This window comes from Candidatus Poriferisodalis sp. (genome assembly GCF_965204195.1).
GTDB lineage: Bacteria > Actinomycetota > Acidimicrobiia > Acidimicrobiales > Poriferisodalaceae > Poriferisodalis.
The window spans coordinates 760073-775913 of sequence record NZ_OZ241975.1 but is presented as its reverse complement, the minus strand read 5'-3'; the positions used below and the strand labels follow the sequence as shown (position 1 = coordinate 775913).

General features: G+C 68.2%; 15 protein-coding genes. 7 read left to right on the top strand and 8 right to left on the bottom strand.

The window, feature by feature from the left end; genetic code table 11:
- Nucleotides 1-121 precede the first annotated feature (121 nt).
- On the bottom strand, nt 122-1402 hold the full coding sequence (locus ACOGI8_RS03470) for an ATP-binding protein (RefSeq protein ID WP_419855502.1): 1281 nt from the start codon (nt 1400-1402) through the stop codon (nt 122-124).
- A gap of 288 nt (nt 1403-1690) precedes the next feature.
- Between ACOGI8_RS03470 and ACOGI8_RS03465 the strand changes: the two genes are divergently transcribed.
- The 3 genes from ACOGI8_RS03465 to ACOGI8_RS03455 are packed head-to-tail and all read left to right on the top strand — an operon-like array spanning nt 1691 to nt 4166.
- Nucleotides 1691-2932, top strand: coding sequence for an LLM class flavin-dependent oxidoreductase (locus tag ACOGI8_RS03465; protein ID WP_419855501.1), 1242 nt, complete (start codon nt 1691-1693; stop codon nt 2930-2932).
- Nucleotides 2929-3729 (top strand): hypothetical protein, encoded by an 801-nt coding sequence (locus tag ACOGI8_RS03460; protein WP_419855500.1) that lies wholly within the window; start codon nt 2929-2931, stop codon nt 3727-3729. The genes ACOGI8_RS03465 and ACOGI8_RS03460 overlap by 4 nt, the downstream gene beginning before the upstream one ends.
- Before the next feature lie 11 nt (nt 3730-3740).
- Complete coding sequence (locus ACOGI8_RS03455) at nt 3741-4166, top strand: VOC family protein (RefSeq protein WP_419855499.1); 426 nt, start codon at nt 3741-3743, stop codon at nt 4164-4166.
- A gap of 27 nt (nt 4167-4193) precedes the next feature.
- Here the strand turns inward: ACOGI8_RS03455 and ACOGI8_RS03450 are convergent, their stop codons facing one another.
- The 4 genes from ACOGI8_RS03450 to ACOGI8_RS03435 all read right to left on the bottom strand — a co-directional run bounded on the left by ACOGI8_RS03450 (nt 4194) and on the right by ACOGI8_RS03435 (nt 7017).
- On the bottom strand, nt 4194-4922 hold the full coding sequence (locus ACOGI8_RS03450) for an enoyl-CoA hydratase/isomerase family protein (RefSeq protein WP_419855498.1): 729 nt from the start codon (nt 4920-4922) through the stop codon (nt 4194-4196).
- On the bottom strand, nt 4915-5967 hold the full coding sequence (locus ACOGI8_RS03445; RefSeq protein WP_419855497.1) for a CoA transferase: 1053 nt from the start codon (nt 5965-5967) through the stop codon (nt 4915-4917). The genes ACOGI8_RS03450 and ACOGI8_RS03445 overlap by 8 nt, the downstream gene beginning before the upstream one ends.
- A gap of 72 nt (nt 5968-6039) precedes the next feature.
- Complete coding sequence (locus tag ACOGI8_RS03440; protein ID WP_419855496.1) at nt 6040-6633, bottom strand: enoyl-CoA hydratase/isomerase family protein; 594 nt, start codon at nt 6631-6633, stop codon at nt 6040-6042.
- Between the two features lie 141 nt (nt 6634-6774).
- Nucleotides 6775-7017 (bottom strand): hypothetical protein, encoded by a 243-nt coding sequence (locus ACOGI8_RS03435; RefSeq protein WP_419855495.1) that lies wholly within the window; start codon nt 7015-7017, stop codon nt 6775-6777.
- Between the two features lie 126 nt (nt 7018-7143).
- On the opposite strand from ACOGI8_RS03435, the gene ACOGI8_RS03430 reads away from it, so the two are divergent.
- Nucleotides 7144-8289 carry a hypothetical protein gene (locus tag ACOGI8_RS03430; protein WP_419855494.1) on the top strand — a complete coding sequence of 382 codons (1146 nt, stop codon included), beginning with the start codon at nt 7144-7146 and terminating at the stop codon, nt 8287-8289.
- A 52-nt stretch (nt 8290-8341) separates the two neighbouring features.
- On the opposite strand, the gene ACOGI8_RS03425 is transcribed toward ACOGI8_RS03430, so the two are convergent.
- The gene (locus ACOGI8_RS03425; protein ID WP_419855493.1) at nt 8342-10060 is read right to left on the bottom strand and encodes an N-acyl-D-amino-acid deacylase family protein; all 1719 of its coding nucleotides are present in this window, start codon (nt 10058-10060) and stop codon (nt 8342-8344) included.
- Nucleotides 10061-10200: 140 nt separating this feature from the next.
- On the opposite strand from ACOGI8_RS03425, the gene ACOGI8_RS03420 reads away from it, so the two are divergent.
- Together ACOGI8_RS03420 and ACOGI8_RS03415 are read left to right on the top strand one after the other, a co-directional pair.
- Nucleotides 10201-11178, top strand: a complete 978-nt coding sequence (locus ACOGI8_RS03420; protein ID WP_419855492.1) for an alpha/beta hydrolase — start codon at nt 10201-10203, stop codon at nt 11176-11178.
- Between the two features lie 55 nt (nt 11179-11233).
- Nucleotides 11234-12028: a VOC family protein gene (locus tag ACOGI8_RS03415; protein WP_419855491.1), complete on the top strand. Its 795-nt coding sequence runs from the start codon at nt 11234-11236 to the stop codon at nt 12026-12028.
- 3 nt (nt 12029-12031) lie between these two features.
- Here ACOGI8_RS03415 and ACOGI8_RS03410 read toward each other — a convergent pair whose 3' ends face one another.
- Both ACOGI8_RS03410 and ACOGI8_RS03405 read right to left on the bottom strand, forming a co-directional pair.
- Complete coding sequence (locus ACOGI8_RS03410; RefSeq protein ID WP_419855490.1) at nt 12032-14482, bottom strand: CaiB/BaiF CoA transferase family protein; 2451 nt, start codon at nt 14480-14482, stop codon at nt 12032-12034.
- 70 nt (nt 14483-14552) lie between these two features.
- Nucleotides 14553-14762, bottom strand: coding sequence for a dodecin family protein (locus ACOGI8_RS03405; RefSeq protein ID WP_419855489.1), 210 nt, complete (start codon nt 14760-14762; stop codon nt 14553-14555).
- Between the two features lie 120 nt (nt 14763-14882).
- Between ACOGI8_RS03405 and ACOGI8_RS03400 the strand changes: the two genes are divergently transcribed.
- A complete protein-coding gene (locus tag ACOGI8_RS03400) occupies nt 14883-15647 on the top strand; it encodes a dodecin family protein (RefSeq protein WP_419855488.1) in 765 nt (254 codons plus the stop codon).
- The last annotated feature ends 194 nt before the right edge of the window (nt 15648-15841 follow it).

Here is a 15841-nt window from a genome sequence, read left to right as displayed (position 1 = left end):
CCACTTCGAGGCGCGCCAAGCGGCCGACGAACTGGAGATCCACTGCCTTCGGACCGTGGAACACCGTTTCCTCCAGCCGTACTCGTACTGCCCGCGCCCGCCGCCGCAAGTATGTGCGGGTTCAGGGGCCGAGAGTGGTGATGGGCACTACGGCTACTCCGTCGGGACGGTCGTAGGCGTAGCCGAATGCCGTCAGCACCACGAGCTTTGTCGGCTGCCCGACGAGGGAGGTGTCCACTCGATCACGCAGCTTGAGCAGATTGCCGGCGGCTTCGTCGATCGCGGCCGTTCCGCCGAGCTTGACTTCGGCTGCGAGCCACTCTCCCGCGCCGTTCTCGACGATGGCGTCCACCTCCAGCCCTGTGTTGTCTCGATAGTGCAGCACTTCGCCGTCGTGTACCGATGCGTAGACCCGCAGGTCGCGCACGACGAGTGACTCAAAGAGCAGCCCGAAGAAGCCGAGATCGGCAAGCAGCCGTTCGGGTCCGGCGCGCAGCGCCGCCACCGCCAGCGACGGGTCGACGAAGTGCCGCTTGGGCGCCGAGCGCAGCCGCGACCGCGACCGCAGCCGCACCGACCATGCCGGCTGGTCCTCGACGACGAAAATGCGCTCAAGATCGTCCAGGTAAGCCCGCACGGTGTTCGTGTCCAACGGATTCTCGCCGCCCGCATCGGCTGCCAGCGTTGCCATCGCCACCTCGGAGGCCACATTGCGCGCGAGCGACCGGAGCAGTTGCCGAAGCCGGGCTGGGTCGCGTCGCCTGCCGCCACCGTTGGCGATCTCAACCCGTCTTGTCTCGTCGAGATGATCACGAACGAACCTCAGCGCCTCCGTAAGTTCGGCACCGAGCATTCCGGGCCAGCCTCCACGGCACACTGCATCGACGATGTGATCGAGCGTCAGGCCCACAGATGATCCCACCGCGTCCTCGGTGCGCAGCAGCCCGCTCAACGACACCTCCCCGGTTGACAGCCCCGTTTCGAACAGCGACATCGGCCGCATGTGGATGCGAGACACCCGGCCTGCGCCGGTGTGCCGCGAGACGTCGTCGGCGGGCACCGCGGAACCGGTGAGGATGAATCTGCCCGGCCGGCCGCCGTCGTCGCTCGCCCGTCGAAGATGGTTCCAGATCTCGGGGGCGACCTGCCATTCGTCGAACAGGCGTGGCTCGGGGCCCACGATCAGGCGCCTGGGTTCGACACGCGCGAGTTCAACTGCATCGGGGTCGGTGTCGAACAGCACTTCGCTCGCGGCTTGTTGCCGGGCAGAGGCCGTCTTGCCGCATGCGCGCACCCCTTCCACGACCACGCAAGGCGCCGAGCGAAGCCGCTGTGCCAGCAGAGTGTCCACAATCCGCGGCCGGTACCCAGCGGAATCTGCAGCGGGTTCGGCATCAGGCATGCTGCCTCCCCTGCTGCACGGCCCTTCCAAGCAACCAGTCGATCCGTCTGGGCATTCCTCCACCCATCCGATTCAGTGATTTACAACAATTATGTTCAGTGATTTGCAACAATACTAACCAGCTATTCGCAACACGCCCAAGCCATGAATTGCAGCATGTCTGATCCAAGAACTGCAATCCCGGACGCTTCGACGGGGACGAGGCGTGCCAGCGTTGCCGGCCGGCCCCTCTTCGTTTGGTGCCGTCTCGACCGTCATGGTTGGGCGGCGCTGGGCTAGAACAGCGTGATGAAGTTCGGGATCTTCTATGAGCTGTCGGTGCCGCGGCCGTTCAGCCGAGCCAACGAATGGCTGACGTACCACAACGCGCTCGAACAGTGCCGGGTGGCCGACGAGCTGGGGTTCGACCACGTCTGGGCGGTGGAGCATCACTTCCTCGAGGAGTACTCGCACTGCCCCGCGCCCGAGGTGTTCCTCACGGCCGTCGCGGCGCAGACTCAGCGCATCCGGGTGGGCCACGGTGCCGTGGTGTGCGTGCCCGAGATGAACAATCCGATCCGGGTTGCGGAGCGGGCGGCCGCGCTCGACATCATCTCGAACGGCCGCCTGGAGCTGGGAACGGCCCGGTCGAGCACGTGGACCGAGCTCGGCGGGTTCTGCGCCGATCCCGACGACACGAAGAAGACGTGGGACGAGTTCTGTCGGGTGATCCCGCAGATGTGGACCGACGACGACTTCGGCTGGGAGGGCGCCCGCTTCGAGATGCCCGCACGCAACGTCATCCCCAAGCCGTTCCAGGAGCCGCACCCGCCGATGTGGGTGACCGTGACCACGCCGGGCACCGAACTGGATGCTGCGGAGCGAGGGCTGGGGTGCCTAGGGGTGAGCGCTGCCCCGTTCGCCGAGCAGGAGCGCCGTACGAAGGAGTACTACCGCCGGGTGGCGAATTGTGATCCGGTCGGCAGCTTCGTGAACGACCAGGTCCACACGCTCAACTTCTTGTACTGCCACGAGGACTACCGCCAGGCGGCGGCGCTGGGCCTGCCGATGGTGGGCGCATTCAGCATGTCGAACGCGCACCTGTACTTCACCCGCGAGGCGTACCCGACCCGGGCGTACCAGACGCTCGGCAATGCGGGCGCCGCATTGCGCAGCCGCGGGACCCCGAATGGCAGCGCGCCCGCTGATGACCCGAGCGTGGCCAAGGGCTTGCCCGAAGGCGTCGGCATCGGCGACCCCGACCATCTCGTGCGGACCATCCGCAAGTGGGAGGACGTCGGCGTGACCGGCATCAACTTCCTGCTCAACGCCATGGAGATGATCCCCCAGCAGCAGGTGCTCGACAGCCTGCGGCTGTTCGCGACCGAGGTGATCCCGCAGTTCCAGACACCGGACGAGCGGGCTGCCCGGGTGCAGGCGCCCACCACGGTGCCCAATGTCGGCCAAGCGCAGGCCGCGCCGGTCGAGACGCCAACGACGGGGCCCGCTGTCAGCGAGACGCAGGCCGAACCGGTCGAGGCAGGCCGATGATCTCAGGCACGGCATCGGTCGACGAGCTGGCCGCACACGTCCCCGAGATCGCTGAGTTTGGCGCCGAGCCCATCCAGCTCGGCGGTGTCACTGGGCTGTCGCTGGTGGCCGAGCTGCGGCGCCCGGCGCGTGAAGCAGTGCTGCCGCCGGGGCTGCACCCCATCGTGCCGCCTGCCATGTCGCTGCTCGCATGGGACATCGGCGAATCGCCGTGGGGTCCGTTCGCTGCCGCTTTCGTCAGAGTGGTATGCCGCAGCGGTGCCCGTGCCCGGACGTTCTGCGTGGGCGCCGCCGCATCCACGAAGAGCGCCGTCGAGGGCTTGCGGGCGCAGTTCGGCTTCCCGGCCCGCCAAGCCGATGTCTCGCTGCGACGGCACTACGACGAGGTCGACCTACGGGTGTCAGCGGAAGCCGACGACGGCGAGGGCCACAGGGGCGAGGGCGGCAGCGGCGGCAACGGCAGCGGCAGCGGCAATGGGCCGATGCTGGCGGTCAGCGCACTCGACCCCGATCCGCTATCGGTGGGCGATCTCCAGCACGTTGGCTCGATGAACCTGGCGCACACGCCAATGGGGCTCCGGCTCGTTCAGATCGAGACGCATCACGAGCCCTCGCGCGTCGAACGGCTGGCGGCCCGGATCGACGCATTCGATGCAGCCGCCTGGGGGCAGCCGCTGCTGGATCCGTACTGGGTCGTGAGCTGCTCGGTGTCGCTGGAGGACGTCGAGATACCCGCCATCCGCTTCGTCTGCGATCCTGCGTTGCCCGCCGCGGAGGGCACCGAACGGGTGCAGTAATTTTCACTGCCATGAGCGAGACGGCCGCAGCGACATCTGACACGACCGATGACATGGCCGGCGCACCGCAATTGCGGGCCATAGGCGTGACGATCGACTGCTCCGACCCCGAGCGGATCGCCGACTTCTGGCAGGCCGCCATCGGCTTCAACACCCGGGTCGGCAACGGCCGCCCGTACATCACGCTGTCGGAAGCCGACGGCGGCCGGATGCTCAACCACCTGACGATCCAGCGAGTGCCCGAGGCCAAGACGGCCAAGCTGCGTGCACACCTCGATCTGTTCACCCGCGACATGGACACCGAGGTCGCTCGGCTCGTGGCGCTCGGCGCATCGGTGCTGGTGCCGGCCGCAGAAGAGGTCGCCGGTCACCTCGGCTTCCGGGCCACCGTCATGGCCGATCCCGAGGGCTCGGAGTTCTGCGTCGTCTCTCGCTGACAGGCCGTCCGAAAGGCGCGCCCGCAGCTATGGCGCCTGTGTCTCGCCTGCGGCGACGAGGCGGGCGGAGCGGCGCTCGACAGCCAATCCGTCGTTGAGCGGGAGGTCGTTCGCGGCGCGCAGGCAGCGGCGCAGTGCCCGCGCCACGGGCCGGTCGATCCGGGCGAGCTGACCCGCTAATTCCGCCGTACGGCTGTCGAGTTCGTCGGTCGGCACGACCTCGGCGACGATGCCGAGCCGGTGTGCTTCCGCGGCGTCGATGTTGCTGCCGCTCAGCACCAGCGGCAGGGCAGCCACCGGTCCGATTGCCGCAGTGAGGCTCTGAGTGCCGCCAGCGGCGGGAAGCATGCCGAGCTTGGTCTCGGGCAGGCCCATCACCGAGTCTTCGCTGGCGATGCGCAGGTCGCACAGCAGCGACATCTCCAGGCCAGAGCCGAGCGCGTAGCCGTGCAGGGCGCACAGCGTGGGCACCGGCAGGTTCACCAGCGGCAGCCATGGATCGCGGTCCCAGCGGATTCGCCGGGCGTCGAAGATCGAGTCGGCCGTGCCGAACTCGGACAGGTCGGCGCCAGCGCTGAAGTGCTTGCCCTCGGCGGCGAGCACGACGCAGCGCACGTCAGGTACGTCGCGAACAGCCGTGATCGCCTCGATGAGCCCGTCGCGCATGTCCAGGTCGTAGATGTTGAGCGGCGGGTGGCACAGCGTGATCGTGGCCACGCCGTCATGGCCGAACACCAGCCGTACCCGCTCAGCCATGCCGAACACCGCCCGACTCGGCAAAGGAAGCCTGAGCGTTAGCGCCATTGCTACAGGAGGCCCGGCAAACCAGCGGCGTCACTGCGCCCGCCAGCGACACACGCGTGTGCTGGGGTGCGACGCCCGCAAGCTGATCCACCGCGGCGCCTGCCGCCAGCAGTCCGGCAAGCGGATCGGGGTAGGAGTACGCGGGCGCCTGCGGCTCGTCGCCCAGCCAGCCCAGGCCCGAGGCGGCGTGCACGCCGGTGCCGTAGGCGATCCAGTCGCACTCCGGTGAATCCGGTTCGAACGCGGTGATCGCCAAGGTGCGCAGCCGCGGATGGCGGGCACACAGTTGCGAGGGCAGCAGGTCCAGGTTGCCGAGCGCCCGTGGAGAGAGGGAGGTGACCAGAAGGTCTGCCGTCGCCAAGAGCTCGTCGAGGCTCTGGCGCCCGGCCGGGTGCCGGGGGTCGAGCTCGACCGCGGTCTTGTGTGCGTTCAGTTCGTCGTACATCGCCGTGCCCGCCAGGCCGTCAGGCCGCGCCGCAGAGCTGACCTTGCGCACCTCTGCGCCCGCGCGGCCCAGCAGCTCAGTGCACAACGGCCCGGCCCACATCGAGGTCAGGTCCAGCACGTTGACACCGCCGATGCCGGATGCGGTCCGTGCCGCGCCGGACTCGCCGAGGTCGATGTCGGACGTTGTCAGCGTCGTGCCGGATGCTGAGATCGGATCCCGCTGGGTGGACGCAACGGGAATCCGGCGGTACGGCGTCACCGGCAAGCGCCACTCCTGGGCCGCAACCGCGACGGCTTCTGGATTGGACTCGCCGCGGTGCGCATGGGCGAAACGTTCCCAGGTCTCCGCGTCGTCGGGTCCGAGGTCGACGCACAGCGCGCCATCACCCCACGCAACTGGTCGGCTCGGCACGTCGGTAGTCCCGACCCGGCGGGGCATCTCGATCCAGCGCTGGGAGTCGCCCACCACATCGGTGCCCAGTCGTCGATCAACGGCGGCCGCCAGCTCGGCGCCGTAGTCGAACAGACCCAGCGGCAGCCAATCGCTCATGGCTCACGCCCTGCGCTGTGTCTGATGCTCCTCATGGCTAACGCCCTGAGCTGTGTCTGATGCTTCTCATGGCTAACGCCCTGAGAAGTCAGGCGGGCGCTTGTCGAAGAAGGCGGCGAGGCCCTCGGCGCGGTCTTCGGTTGCTGCGAGCTGGTGGTTGAGGTCGCCTTCGAGGCGCAGGCCGTCGGCAAGCGGCAGCTCAGAGCCCCGGTGGACTGCTTCCTTGGCGAACTCCAGCGCCAACGGACCTGCACCGGCCAGCTCGTCCAGCCAGCGATCCACTGCCTCGTCCAGGTCGGCCTCGACGGCGTGGGCCAGCCCCCACTCCAGCGCGGTCGCTGCGTCGACTTCGGTTCCCAGCAGCAGCATCGAACTCGCCCGCGACGCACCGATCGCACGAGGCAGGCGCTGGGTGCCGCCCCACGCGGGGAGCCGACCTTCCAGCGCTTCGCGCATCGCGAACCGGGCGCTCCCATCGCACAGGCGCACATCGCAGGCCAGCGCGATCTCGAGTCCCGCACCAGCGCATTCGCCCGAAATCGCGCAGACCACTGGGCTCCGAACGGCGGCCAATGCCGACGCCGGGTCAGGCTGCAGCGCCAGTGGGTCGAAGCCGATGCCCGAGCAGAAGTCGCTGCCGGGCTCGTTGCGCAGCACAAGTACCACCGGCTCGCGCGCCTCGCGCACCGACGTGCACAGATCAGTCAGTACACGCGCTGCGGCGCGATCCAGCGCGCCGCCTCGCAGTGTGTGCTCGATGCGTTTCAGGGTGCCACCACCCCCTCGGGTGGCCGGCGCAGGTTTCCCCTAATCGGCCGACTTGGTTTTCTTGGGCTCCTGCAGCGCCATGTCCTTGCCGTTGCACTGCAAGGTCACCGCGCCCGGCTTGGTGACGAGCACCTCGATACCGGAATCCTCGTCCTGGTAGCGCTTGCCGACCTTCAGTCCCTCGCCGCCGGACGACGCGGAGATGTCCGCCTCACCGCCCTTGGTGACGATGACCTGTACGCCGCCGTCGAAATCCAGACGCTCTCCAGCCTTGGTCGCCACAGCATCCCCCTGGTCTCATCATGTCAATGCGAAATGTGGTCCGTATGAAGCTACACGCCGCGCCGCGGCATTACCTCACCGTGAGCGCACTCAGCTCTGGTGGCATCAAGGCGGCACAATGAACCGGTGACGTCGCGCCACACAGCACTCGTCATCGGGGGCACCGGCCCGACAGGGCCGCTGGTCGTCAACGGGCTGATCGAGCGCGGCTACGACGTGACCATCCTGCACACCGGACGGCACCAGAGCGACCTGATCGGCCCTGAGGTCCGCCGCATCTACACCGACCCCTTCGACGGCGAGGCCACCACCGCAGCGCTCGGCGGTGAGTCGTTCGATCTGGTCGTGGCCATGTACGGGCGACTGCGGATGCTGGCGCCGCTGCTGGCGGGACGCTGCGGCCATTTCGTGTCGATCGGCGGTGTCGGCGTGTACCGGGGCTTCGGCAGCCCCGACGACCTGTTCCCGCTCGGCATGCCGGTGCCACTGCCGTACAGCGCGCCGCTGGTCGGCGACGGCGAAGAGTTCCGCAAGCTGCGGATGATCCGGGTTACTGAGGAGGCCGTCTTCGAGCACCACCCCAGCGCGATCCACCTGCGCTACCCGCAGCTCTACGGGCCACGCCAGCCGTTGCCGCGTGAGTGGCCGCTGGTGCGCAGGGCGCTCGACCGGCGGACTCACCTCGTGGTGGCCGACGGCGGCCTGACGCTGAAGAGCCAGGGATGGATCGGCAACGCAGCTCACGCCACGCTGCTGGCGTGCGATGCGCCTGCCGCCGCGCTCGGCGGCATCTACAACGTGGCCGATTCGGCTGCACTGTCGATCGCCCAGATCGCCGAGGTCATCGCGGACGAGCTTGGCCATAGCTGGGAGCTGGTGTCGCTCCCCTACGAGCTGGCAGCGCCGGCACGGCCGCTGGTGGGCAGCTGGTCCACCATGCACCGGGTGCTCGACATCGGTCCGACCGTGCGGGATCTCGGCTACCGAGACGTGCTGGCGCCCGTCGATGCGTGGCGGGCCGCCGCCCGATGGCTGGCTGAGAACCCACTCGAACGCGGCGGAGCGCTCGAACAGCGGCTGGGCGACCCCTTCGACTACGACGCTGAAGACCGGCTGGTAGCGGCATGGAATGACGCCCGTCGCGGGCTTGAGACAGCGCTGGACAGCGTCGACTGGTCCAGCGAGCCCAACTACGGCAGCGCATACGTCGGCAACCGCCCGAACCCGGGCGTCACCGAGAAACGCGAGAACCTGAACGCAGCCGAGTCCTAGGCAAGTCCAGTCGCCAGCTCGCCCAATCGGCGAGAACGCCCAGCAGGGCTGCTCAGCGGGCCAGCGGACCTCGCAGGAGCTGACCCGGCACGGCACCGGTCACCTTGCCGTGCTCGGTGATGACTTCGCCATTCACAATGGTGGCCGCGAAGCCCGTGGCCGTTTGGCGCAGGCGCGGAGCACCCGCCGGCAGGTCGTGCACCAGCACAGGCATGTCTGGTGACACCGTGTCGGGATCGAACACGTTCAGGTCAGCCGCCTTGCCCACTTCGAGCACGCCACGATCGTCGAAACCCCATGCCGTCGCGGGCAGCTGCGTGATGCGGTGCACGGCGTCTTCCAGCGTGAACTCCTGACGATCGCGTACCCAGTGGCCCAGCAGGTGCGTCTGCAGCGACGAGTCCATGATCTGTGTGACATGCGCACCGCTGTCGGAAAACGTCGGGATCGCCCGGGGGTGCTTCAACAAGTGCAGCACCAGATCCTGGTCCTGATTGGCGAGGGCCTGGACGAAGAACATCTCCAAATCGCTGTCGAGCGCAAGATCGACGAACGCTTCCATCGGCGTCGTACCACGCTCGGCAGCGATCACGTCCATCGTGCGGAACGGCGGCAGCGGCTGCGTCAACGGGTAGATGTGCGACCAGATCGGCTTGCGGGCTTCGGGCCCGAGGGCCCTGCCGTAGTCGCCATTCTCAGCCTCGTCCACCAGCCGAGCCCGGATCTCGGGGTCTCGGAGCGCCGACCACTGCTCGCCACGAGAGTCGGCGCGCACCTCGCGCCACAGCGGCAGAGCATCGAACGGCAATGAGGTCTTGAACGACAGCAGCGTGCCCAGGCAGCGGGAATGCGCCTGCCCCCACGAAGTGCCGCCGGCGGCATTGATGCCGTCGAGCAGCTTGATCACCGGCTTCCAGTGGTGGTCCTCGCTGGAGGGGGCGAGCATGCCGTAGGTGATCGGCACCCGGGTACGGGCGCCCAGCTCGACGATCTTGGCGACATAGGCGTCGTTCCGTTCGGTGTCGCGTGAGCGCAGATCGCCGTGATTGGCCAGCTCGAAGATGCCAGCGCCCATGACGCCCATCTCGCTGACCAACGCATCGATCTCCGACCATTCCGCCAGGCGCGAGGCCACCGGGCGGTCATCGGCGGTCTCATGGTTGTACGAGATGGAAGTGGTGAAGCCGATGGCGCCGGCACGCAGCGAGTCGCGCAGCTGCTGCAGCATCAGCGCGAGCTCGTCGTCGTTGGCGCCGCGGTCGAACGCAGCTTCGCCCATAGCCCACGTGCGCAGCGCCGAGTGCCCGAGGTAGCCGGCGTAGTTGATGCCCTTGGGAGTTGCATCCACGAAGTCGAGGTATTCGGGGAACGTCTCCCACGTCCAGTCGATGCCTGCAGCCATCGCTTCGGCGGAGATGTCCTCGGCCCGCTCGAGATTGCGCACCACCAGGTGGCGGGCGTCGGGTCGGGCAGGGGCCAGCGTGAAGCCGCAGTTGCCCATCACGGCGGTGGTCACACCGTGGAAGCACGAGCTCTCGCCCATCGGGTCCCAGGCGATCTGTGCGTCCATATGGGTGTGCACGTCGATGAACCCGGGCGTGACCGCATGGCCCTCGGCGTCGATGGTGCGGTCGACCCGGCAGCCCGCGAGATCGCCGGGCGACTCGCCGATCTCAGCAATCACGCCGTCGGAGATGAGCACATCGGCCCGGCGCGGCTCAGCGCCCGTGCCGTCGATCAAACTCCCGCCTGAGATCAGCAGATCACCCATGTCGTGCCCCCGTCATTGCCGCCGCTTCCGCACGCCACCGTGCCCGCATCAGCGTACGGCAGCGGGAGGTCGGGCACCGGCGGACGCTCGGCTCCCAACGGCCCCGCGAGGCTCCCACCCCGCCTCATATGCTGCGCGCCGTGACACTTGAAGCAGAAGCATCCCAAGTCATCGACCAGCTGAACGCTCTGGGCCGACCGTCATTCGAGGATGTCGGTTATGAACGTGCCCGGGCGGGCTTCGAGGAGATGCCGCCTTCCGGCGAGTTCGTTGAGGTTGCCACCACCGAGGACCGAACGATTCCCGGCCCCGACGGCAACGAGATCGGCGTGCGCATCTACCGCCCAGGCGACGGCGCAGCCACGGCCGACGCAAGCGGCACACTCGGCTGCCTCGTGTATTTCCACGGCGGCGGCTGGGTGGTCGGCAGCATCGAGACCCACGACCGCACATGCCGGGCGCTGACGATGCTGGCCGGAGTCGTGACGGTGTCGGTGGATTACCGGCTCGCACCCGAGGATCCGTTCCCAGCGCCGGCAGACGACTGCTGCGCCGCCACGCAGTGGGTGATCGACAATGCTCCCTCGTTGGGCATCGATCCGGCTCGTGTGGCGATCGGCGGCGACAGCGCCGGCGGCAATCTCGCCGCCGGCGTGGCACTGATGTGCCGCGACAGCGCAGCGAATGGCGACGCTTGCGGCCAGCCAGCCCTGCAGGTGCTCATCTACCCCGTGACTGACTTCGACCGCGACACCCACTCGATGGTCGCCAACGCCGAGGGCTACCTGCTGACCCGCGACACGATGGCCTGGTTCGACGATCACTACTGCGCGCCATCGGAGCGGGCCAATCCCTATGCAGCCCCGCTCGCAGTCGACGATCCGTCGGGTGCCGCGCCCGCCTTCGTCATCGTGGCCGGTCACGACCCGCTGCGCGACGAGGGCGTCGAGTACGCACAGAAGCTCTCCGATGCAGGCGTGCCCACGACGCTCATCGAGTATCCGGGCCAGTTCCACGGCTTCTTCGGCATGACCCGCTTCCTGGATCAAGCACACGAAGCTCAAGAACTCACCGCCATTGCGATGCGGCGTGCCCTCGCAGCCCCCGAGGCCGACTGACGGAAACCGACGGACGAAACCCACGCAGGGCGATCAGCGAGGAGAAACGGAAGACATGCCATTGCGAGAGAGCCATCGGGCCGGGACACCCTCGTGGGTCGACTTGGCGACCACCGACGTGGAGGGTGCGCTCGACTTCTACCGAGCAGTCATGGGCTGGGACTACGAGCGCGACCCCACCGGCGAGATCAACTACGTCATGGCCGTTGTGGACGGGCACCCGGCCGCCGGAGTATTCGACATGCCGCCCGAGATGCTCAGCGAAGGCGTGCCGCCGTGCTGGAACGTCTACATCACCGTGGACGATGCCGACGAGTTCGCCGGCCAAGTCGCCGCGGGCGGCGGAGCGGTCATGCGACCCGCCATCGATGTGCCCGAACCGGGTCCGGATGCCGCTGGCCGCATGGTCATCGCTGCCGACCCGACAGGAGCCGTGTTCTGCACCTGGGCGCCGATCACGGCCATCGGCGCGGGGATCGTGAACGCCCCCGGTGCGTTCACCTGGGCCGAGGTCGCCACGCACGACAACGGGGCCGCCGAAGCCTTCTACTGCGAGCTGTTCGGCTGGGAAGCAGGAACGATGGAAGGCGTGCCCGACTCGCCGACAGTGTTCACGCTCGACGGGGACCCGGTGGCGAGCACGTCAGTGGCACCGCCGCCCGGTGTGCCGCCGCACTGGCGGGTGAGCTTCGGGGTGAACGACGTCGACGCCGCCTGCGCTGCAGCGACGGCCAACGGCGGCGACGTGATCGTGCCGCCCTTCGACTGGGGCCCGGGCCGCATGGCCACGGTGGCCGACCCTGTCGGCGCAACCTTCGACGTGGTCACCCTCACCGACTGGCCGGAGTAGGGCTCAGCGGAGAGCGTCGGCCGCTTCGAGCGCTGCGATCTCGTCGGGGTTGAGCCCGAGCAGGCCGGTGAGCACCTCGTGCGTGTGCTGGCCGAGCGTGGGAGCCGGCGAGCGCACGCCATTGGTGCCGTCGGAGAGGAGCCACGGGATGCCGACGTGGCTCATCTGGCCCACGACCGGGTGATCCAGGCGCTCGATCAGCCCGCGCTCGGCGAGGTGCGGGTTGACTTCGAGTGAGCGTGAGCTGAGCGAGGGGAAGGCGGGCACGCCGGCAGCTTGCAGCAGCTCGGTGATGTCCCACTGGTCACGCTCACGGGTCCACGCGCCGATGAGCTTGTCGAGCTCGGCCTCATTGGCCTTGCGGTCGGCGGCTGTGGCGAATCGCTCATCATCGGGATCGATGCCGGTGATCCTCGCCAGCGCAGCCCACTCGGCTTCGTCGACGCAGCAGACGGCTATCCAGTCATCGTTGCCGGCACAGCGATACAGGTTGTGCGGAGACCACAGGGGGTCGAGGTTGCCCATCGGATCCGGCTGCGTGCCCCGCATCACCCATTCCATCCAACCCTCAACGGTGCACGCCGTGGTGGCCTCCCACATCGACGTGTCGATGAACTGACCCTCGCCGGTGCGTCGCCGCGCCACGAGCGCGGCGACCAGCGCGTACGCCGTTGCAATCCCGGCCGCCGGGTCGCCGAGCGACACACCGAGCTCGTCTGCGTCTGCTCCGGGGTAGCCGGTCATCGATGCGAGGCCCGACAGCGGCCCGGTGGTGGGTCCGTAGCCCATGTAGGACTGGTACGGCCCATGGTGGCCGTAGCCGCTGATGGCGCCCACGATCACGTCGGGACGCTCTGCGGCCAGGGCCTCGTAGCCGAGACCCCATCCGTCCATGACGCCGGTGGCGTAGTTGGACACCACCAGGTCGCACGACAGCGCCAAGCGCTTCGCCAGTGCACGCCCTTCGGGAATGCCCAGGTCGATGGTGATGCTCTGCTTGCCTTGGCCGTATTGGTTGAAGTAACCGTTGGTGTCGAGCGTCGGCGTGTGACGGCCCGACTGCGTCGGCAGACGGCGGCCGAGATCGGGCCGGGCCGACGATTCCACCTTGATCACCGTGGCGCCGAGGTGCGCCAGGTGCAGCGTGCAGTAGGGACCCGCCCAGACCCAGGTGAAGTCCGCCACCGTGACGCCGTCGAGCGGGCGGCTCGACGGTGTGTTCGAAGATGCAGGCGACGGTGCTGGCCGTGATGCCGTCGCTGTGTCGGTCGCGGCAAATGAAGCGCCGCTGTGCTCGCCCAGCGACGGTGCCGGTCGGCGGATGGACCACCACGAATTCGTGAGCCGCGACGGCGCGCCCGGCACGGTGATGTCTCCCAGCCCCGGCTGTTCGTAGGTGACGAGGAAGTCGCGGGCTGCCAGGTGCGGGTCGGCGGCCATCTGCGCCACCGTGTTCACCGGGGCAAACGCCAGCCGCTCTGCCTGGCCCCGATGAAACAGCTCCGTCACCGGCTGCGCAGCGATCCACTCGCCGAGCCACATGCGCAGCAGGTCTTCGTTCTCGAAGCGACCCTCGAGCGTGTCGAAGATGTCCATATCGGCCCACTCCGGCCGGCCCATGAAGTCCTTCAGCCGCTCCCACTGATCGGCCTCGACGCACACCAGGAAGATGTGCCCGTCGCTGGTCGGGAAGATCCCCCACGGGTTGAGAATGCGAGCACCGAGGCGGCTGGGGTTCTCGCCCCGGTACGACCAGCTGATGAACGCTGCTTCCAGCATCCCGACCACGTAGGACATCTGGGCGAAGTCGATGTGCTCGCCCCGTCCGGTGCGCTGTGCACGGTCGACGGCGGCGAGCGATGCGCATGCAGCCGCGAAGCCCGACTGGAAGGCAGCTTGGTGGCCGTGGGGCTTCAGCGGGGGCAGCTCGGGATCGGCCACGCAGCCGGGGGTAAGCCAGCCCCAGCCGCCGCCGTGAACGACCTGCAGCTCGGTCGCTCGCCAGTCCGCATACGGACCGGTCTGCCCGAATGGCGTGATCGACATCGTGACCAGCGACGGATGCTGCGCCCGCAGCGGTTCTGCTGTGAGGCCGTGCGCAGCCGCTGTTGCCGGCGCCAGATCGTGGATGAACAGGTCTGCGTCGGCGAGCAGCTGTTGCAATGTTGCGCGGCCGTCTGGCCGGGCGAGGTCCACCACGATGCCGCGCTTGTTCGTGTTGATGGCAGCGAACAGTCCACCCGTCAGCCCAGAGCCGGCATCGGGGACGATCTGGGAATCAGGACGCTCACGGTCAGCAGCGAATGGCCCGCGACGGCGCGCAGCGTCGCCCTGCGGCGGCTCGACCTTGATGACGTCGGCGCCAAGGTCGGCGAGCAGCTTGGCCGTCCACGGAGCCGCCACCATCTGTCCCAGCTCGACGACACGGATGCCGTCAAGACCGCGCGCGGTCATCGAAGCGTGCGGCCTTCGCGGGCTCGGTTCCCGGGCGTGCCTGATGACCGCCCGCTAGCGCTGCGGCGGCTCAAGGCGACTCGTGCTTGAACGACAGCCGCACCTTGGTGCGAAAGGCTGCGATCGCGCCGCCCTCGATCACGACGTCCTGCTCGACCACCTCGGCTACCCGCAGATCTCGCAGAGTCTTCGAGGCCTCGGTGATGGCGTTCTGCGTCGCCTTCTCCCACGACTCCTCGCTGGTGCCGATCAGCTCGATCACGTTGTAGACGCTGCTCATTGGATTCTCCCCCGGCGGCGCGCTGTGTGCCGCACGAACGTGGTGTGCCCTACAGTCTGCCCCACCGGAGCACACTGGATCGCTCGCAGGAACGAGCCCCACACCGAACAGGTCGGCACCTTGAACGAATCACCTCAGCGCAACCGCAACGCTGTCGAGAAGGTCATCACGCTGGTCGCGGCAAGCCGGATTTCTTGGGAGGATGCGGCACGTCGAGGAGTTGCCGAGGCCACCAAGACGATCCGCGATCTGTCGGTGGCCCACGTCGAAGAGCGTGACGTGATGATCGTGGAAGGCGAGATCGCCCTCTACCGCATCAAGCTGCGAGTGGCGTTCCGCGTCGACCGGATGCGGCCTGGCCTGACGCCCGGCGCGCCCGATGTGGAGGTGACGCGCTGGCTCATCGTGGCCAACCAGACGTTGGGCACCGGCGAGGTCGTTGCCGAGATCGACCGGCTGAATTCCCACGGCCCGTGCGAGTTCCACCTGCTGGTGCCGATGACGCATTCGAAGAGCTATGCGCGGGCGCGCCGGCTCTCGATGCTCGCAGCCGACCCCGTGACGGGGATCCCGTCCGAGCACGTGCCCGCCGCGGACTACCTGGGACCCGACACGCTGGGCATGGAGCAGGCGCAGAAGCGTCTCGACGCCCAGCTCGCCAAGATCGCAGCCGCGTCCTACGCCGCGACCGGTGAGCTCGGCGACCCTGATCCGCTGCGGGCGATCCAGGCGGTGCTGTCACGCTCCAGCTTCGACGGCATCATCCTGTCGACCCTGCCGGCAGGGGCCTCACGACTGGTCGGCGCCGACCTGCCGTCACGGGTGCGGCGCCTCACGAACCTGCCGGTGACGTACCTGCCCGGTAAAGAGCCCGGCGAGCTGTAGTCGGACTCTGGGTGCTGCCGCGCGTCGAGAACATCAGGCGCTGTCGAGCGGCACAGCCACGAGCGTCCGAATTCACAATTGGCGGCGACCGGCGTGACGACGGTACGGCAGGCCTCTCCACTTGGCATTCGTTGGCACCGCGTGGCGCGACCTGCGTATTCGCGGCGATGATGGCGCATGACAGGCCTCGGCCG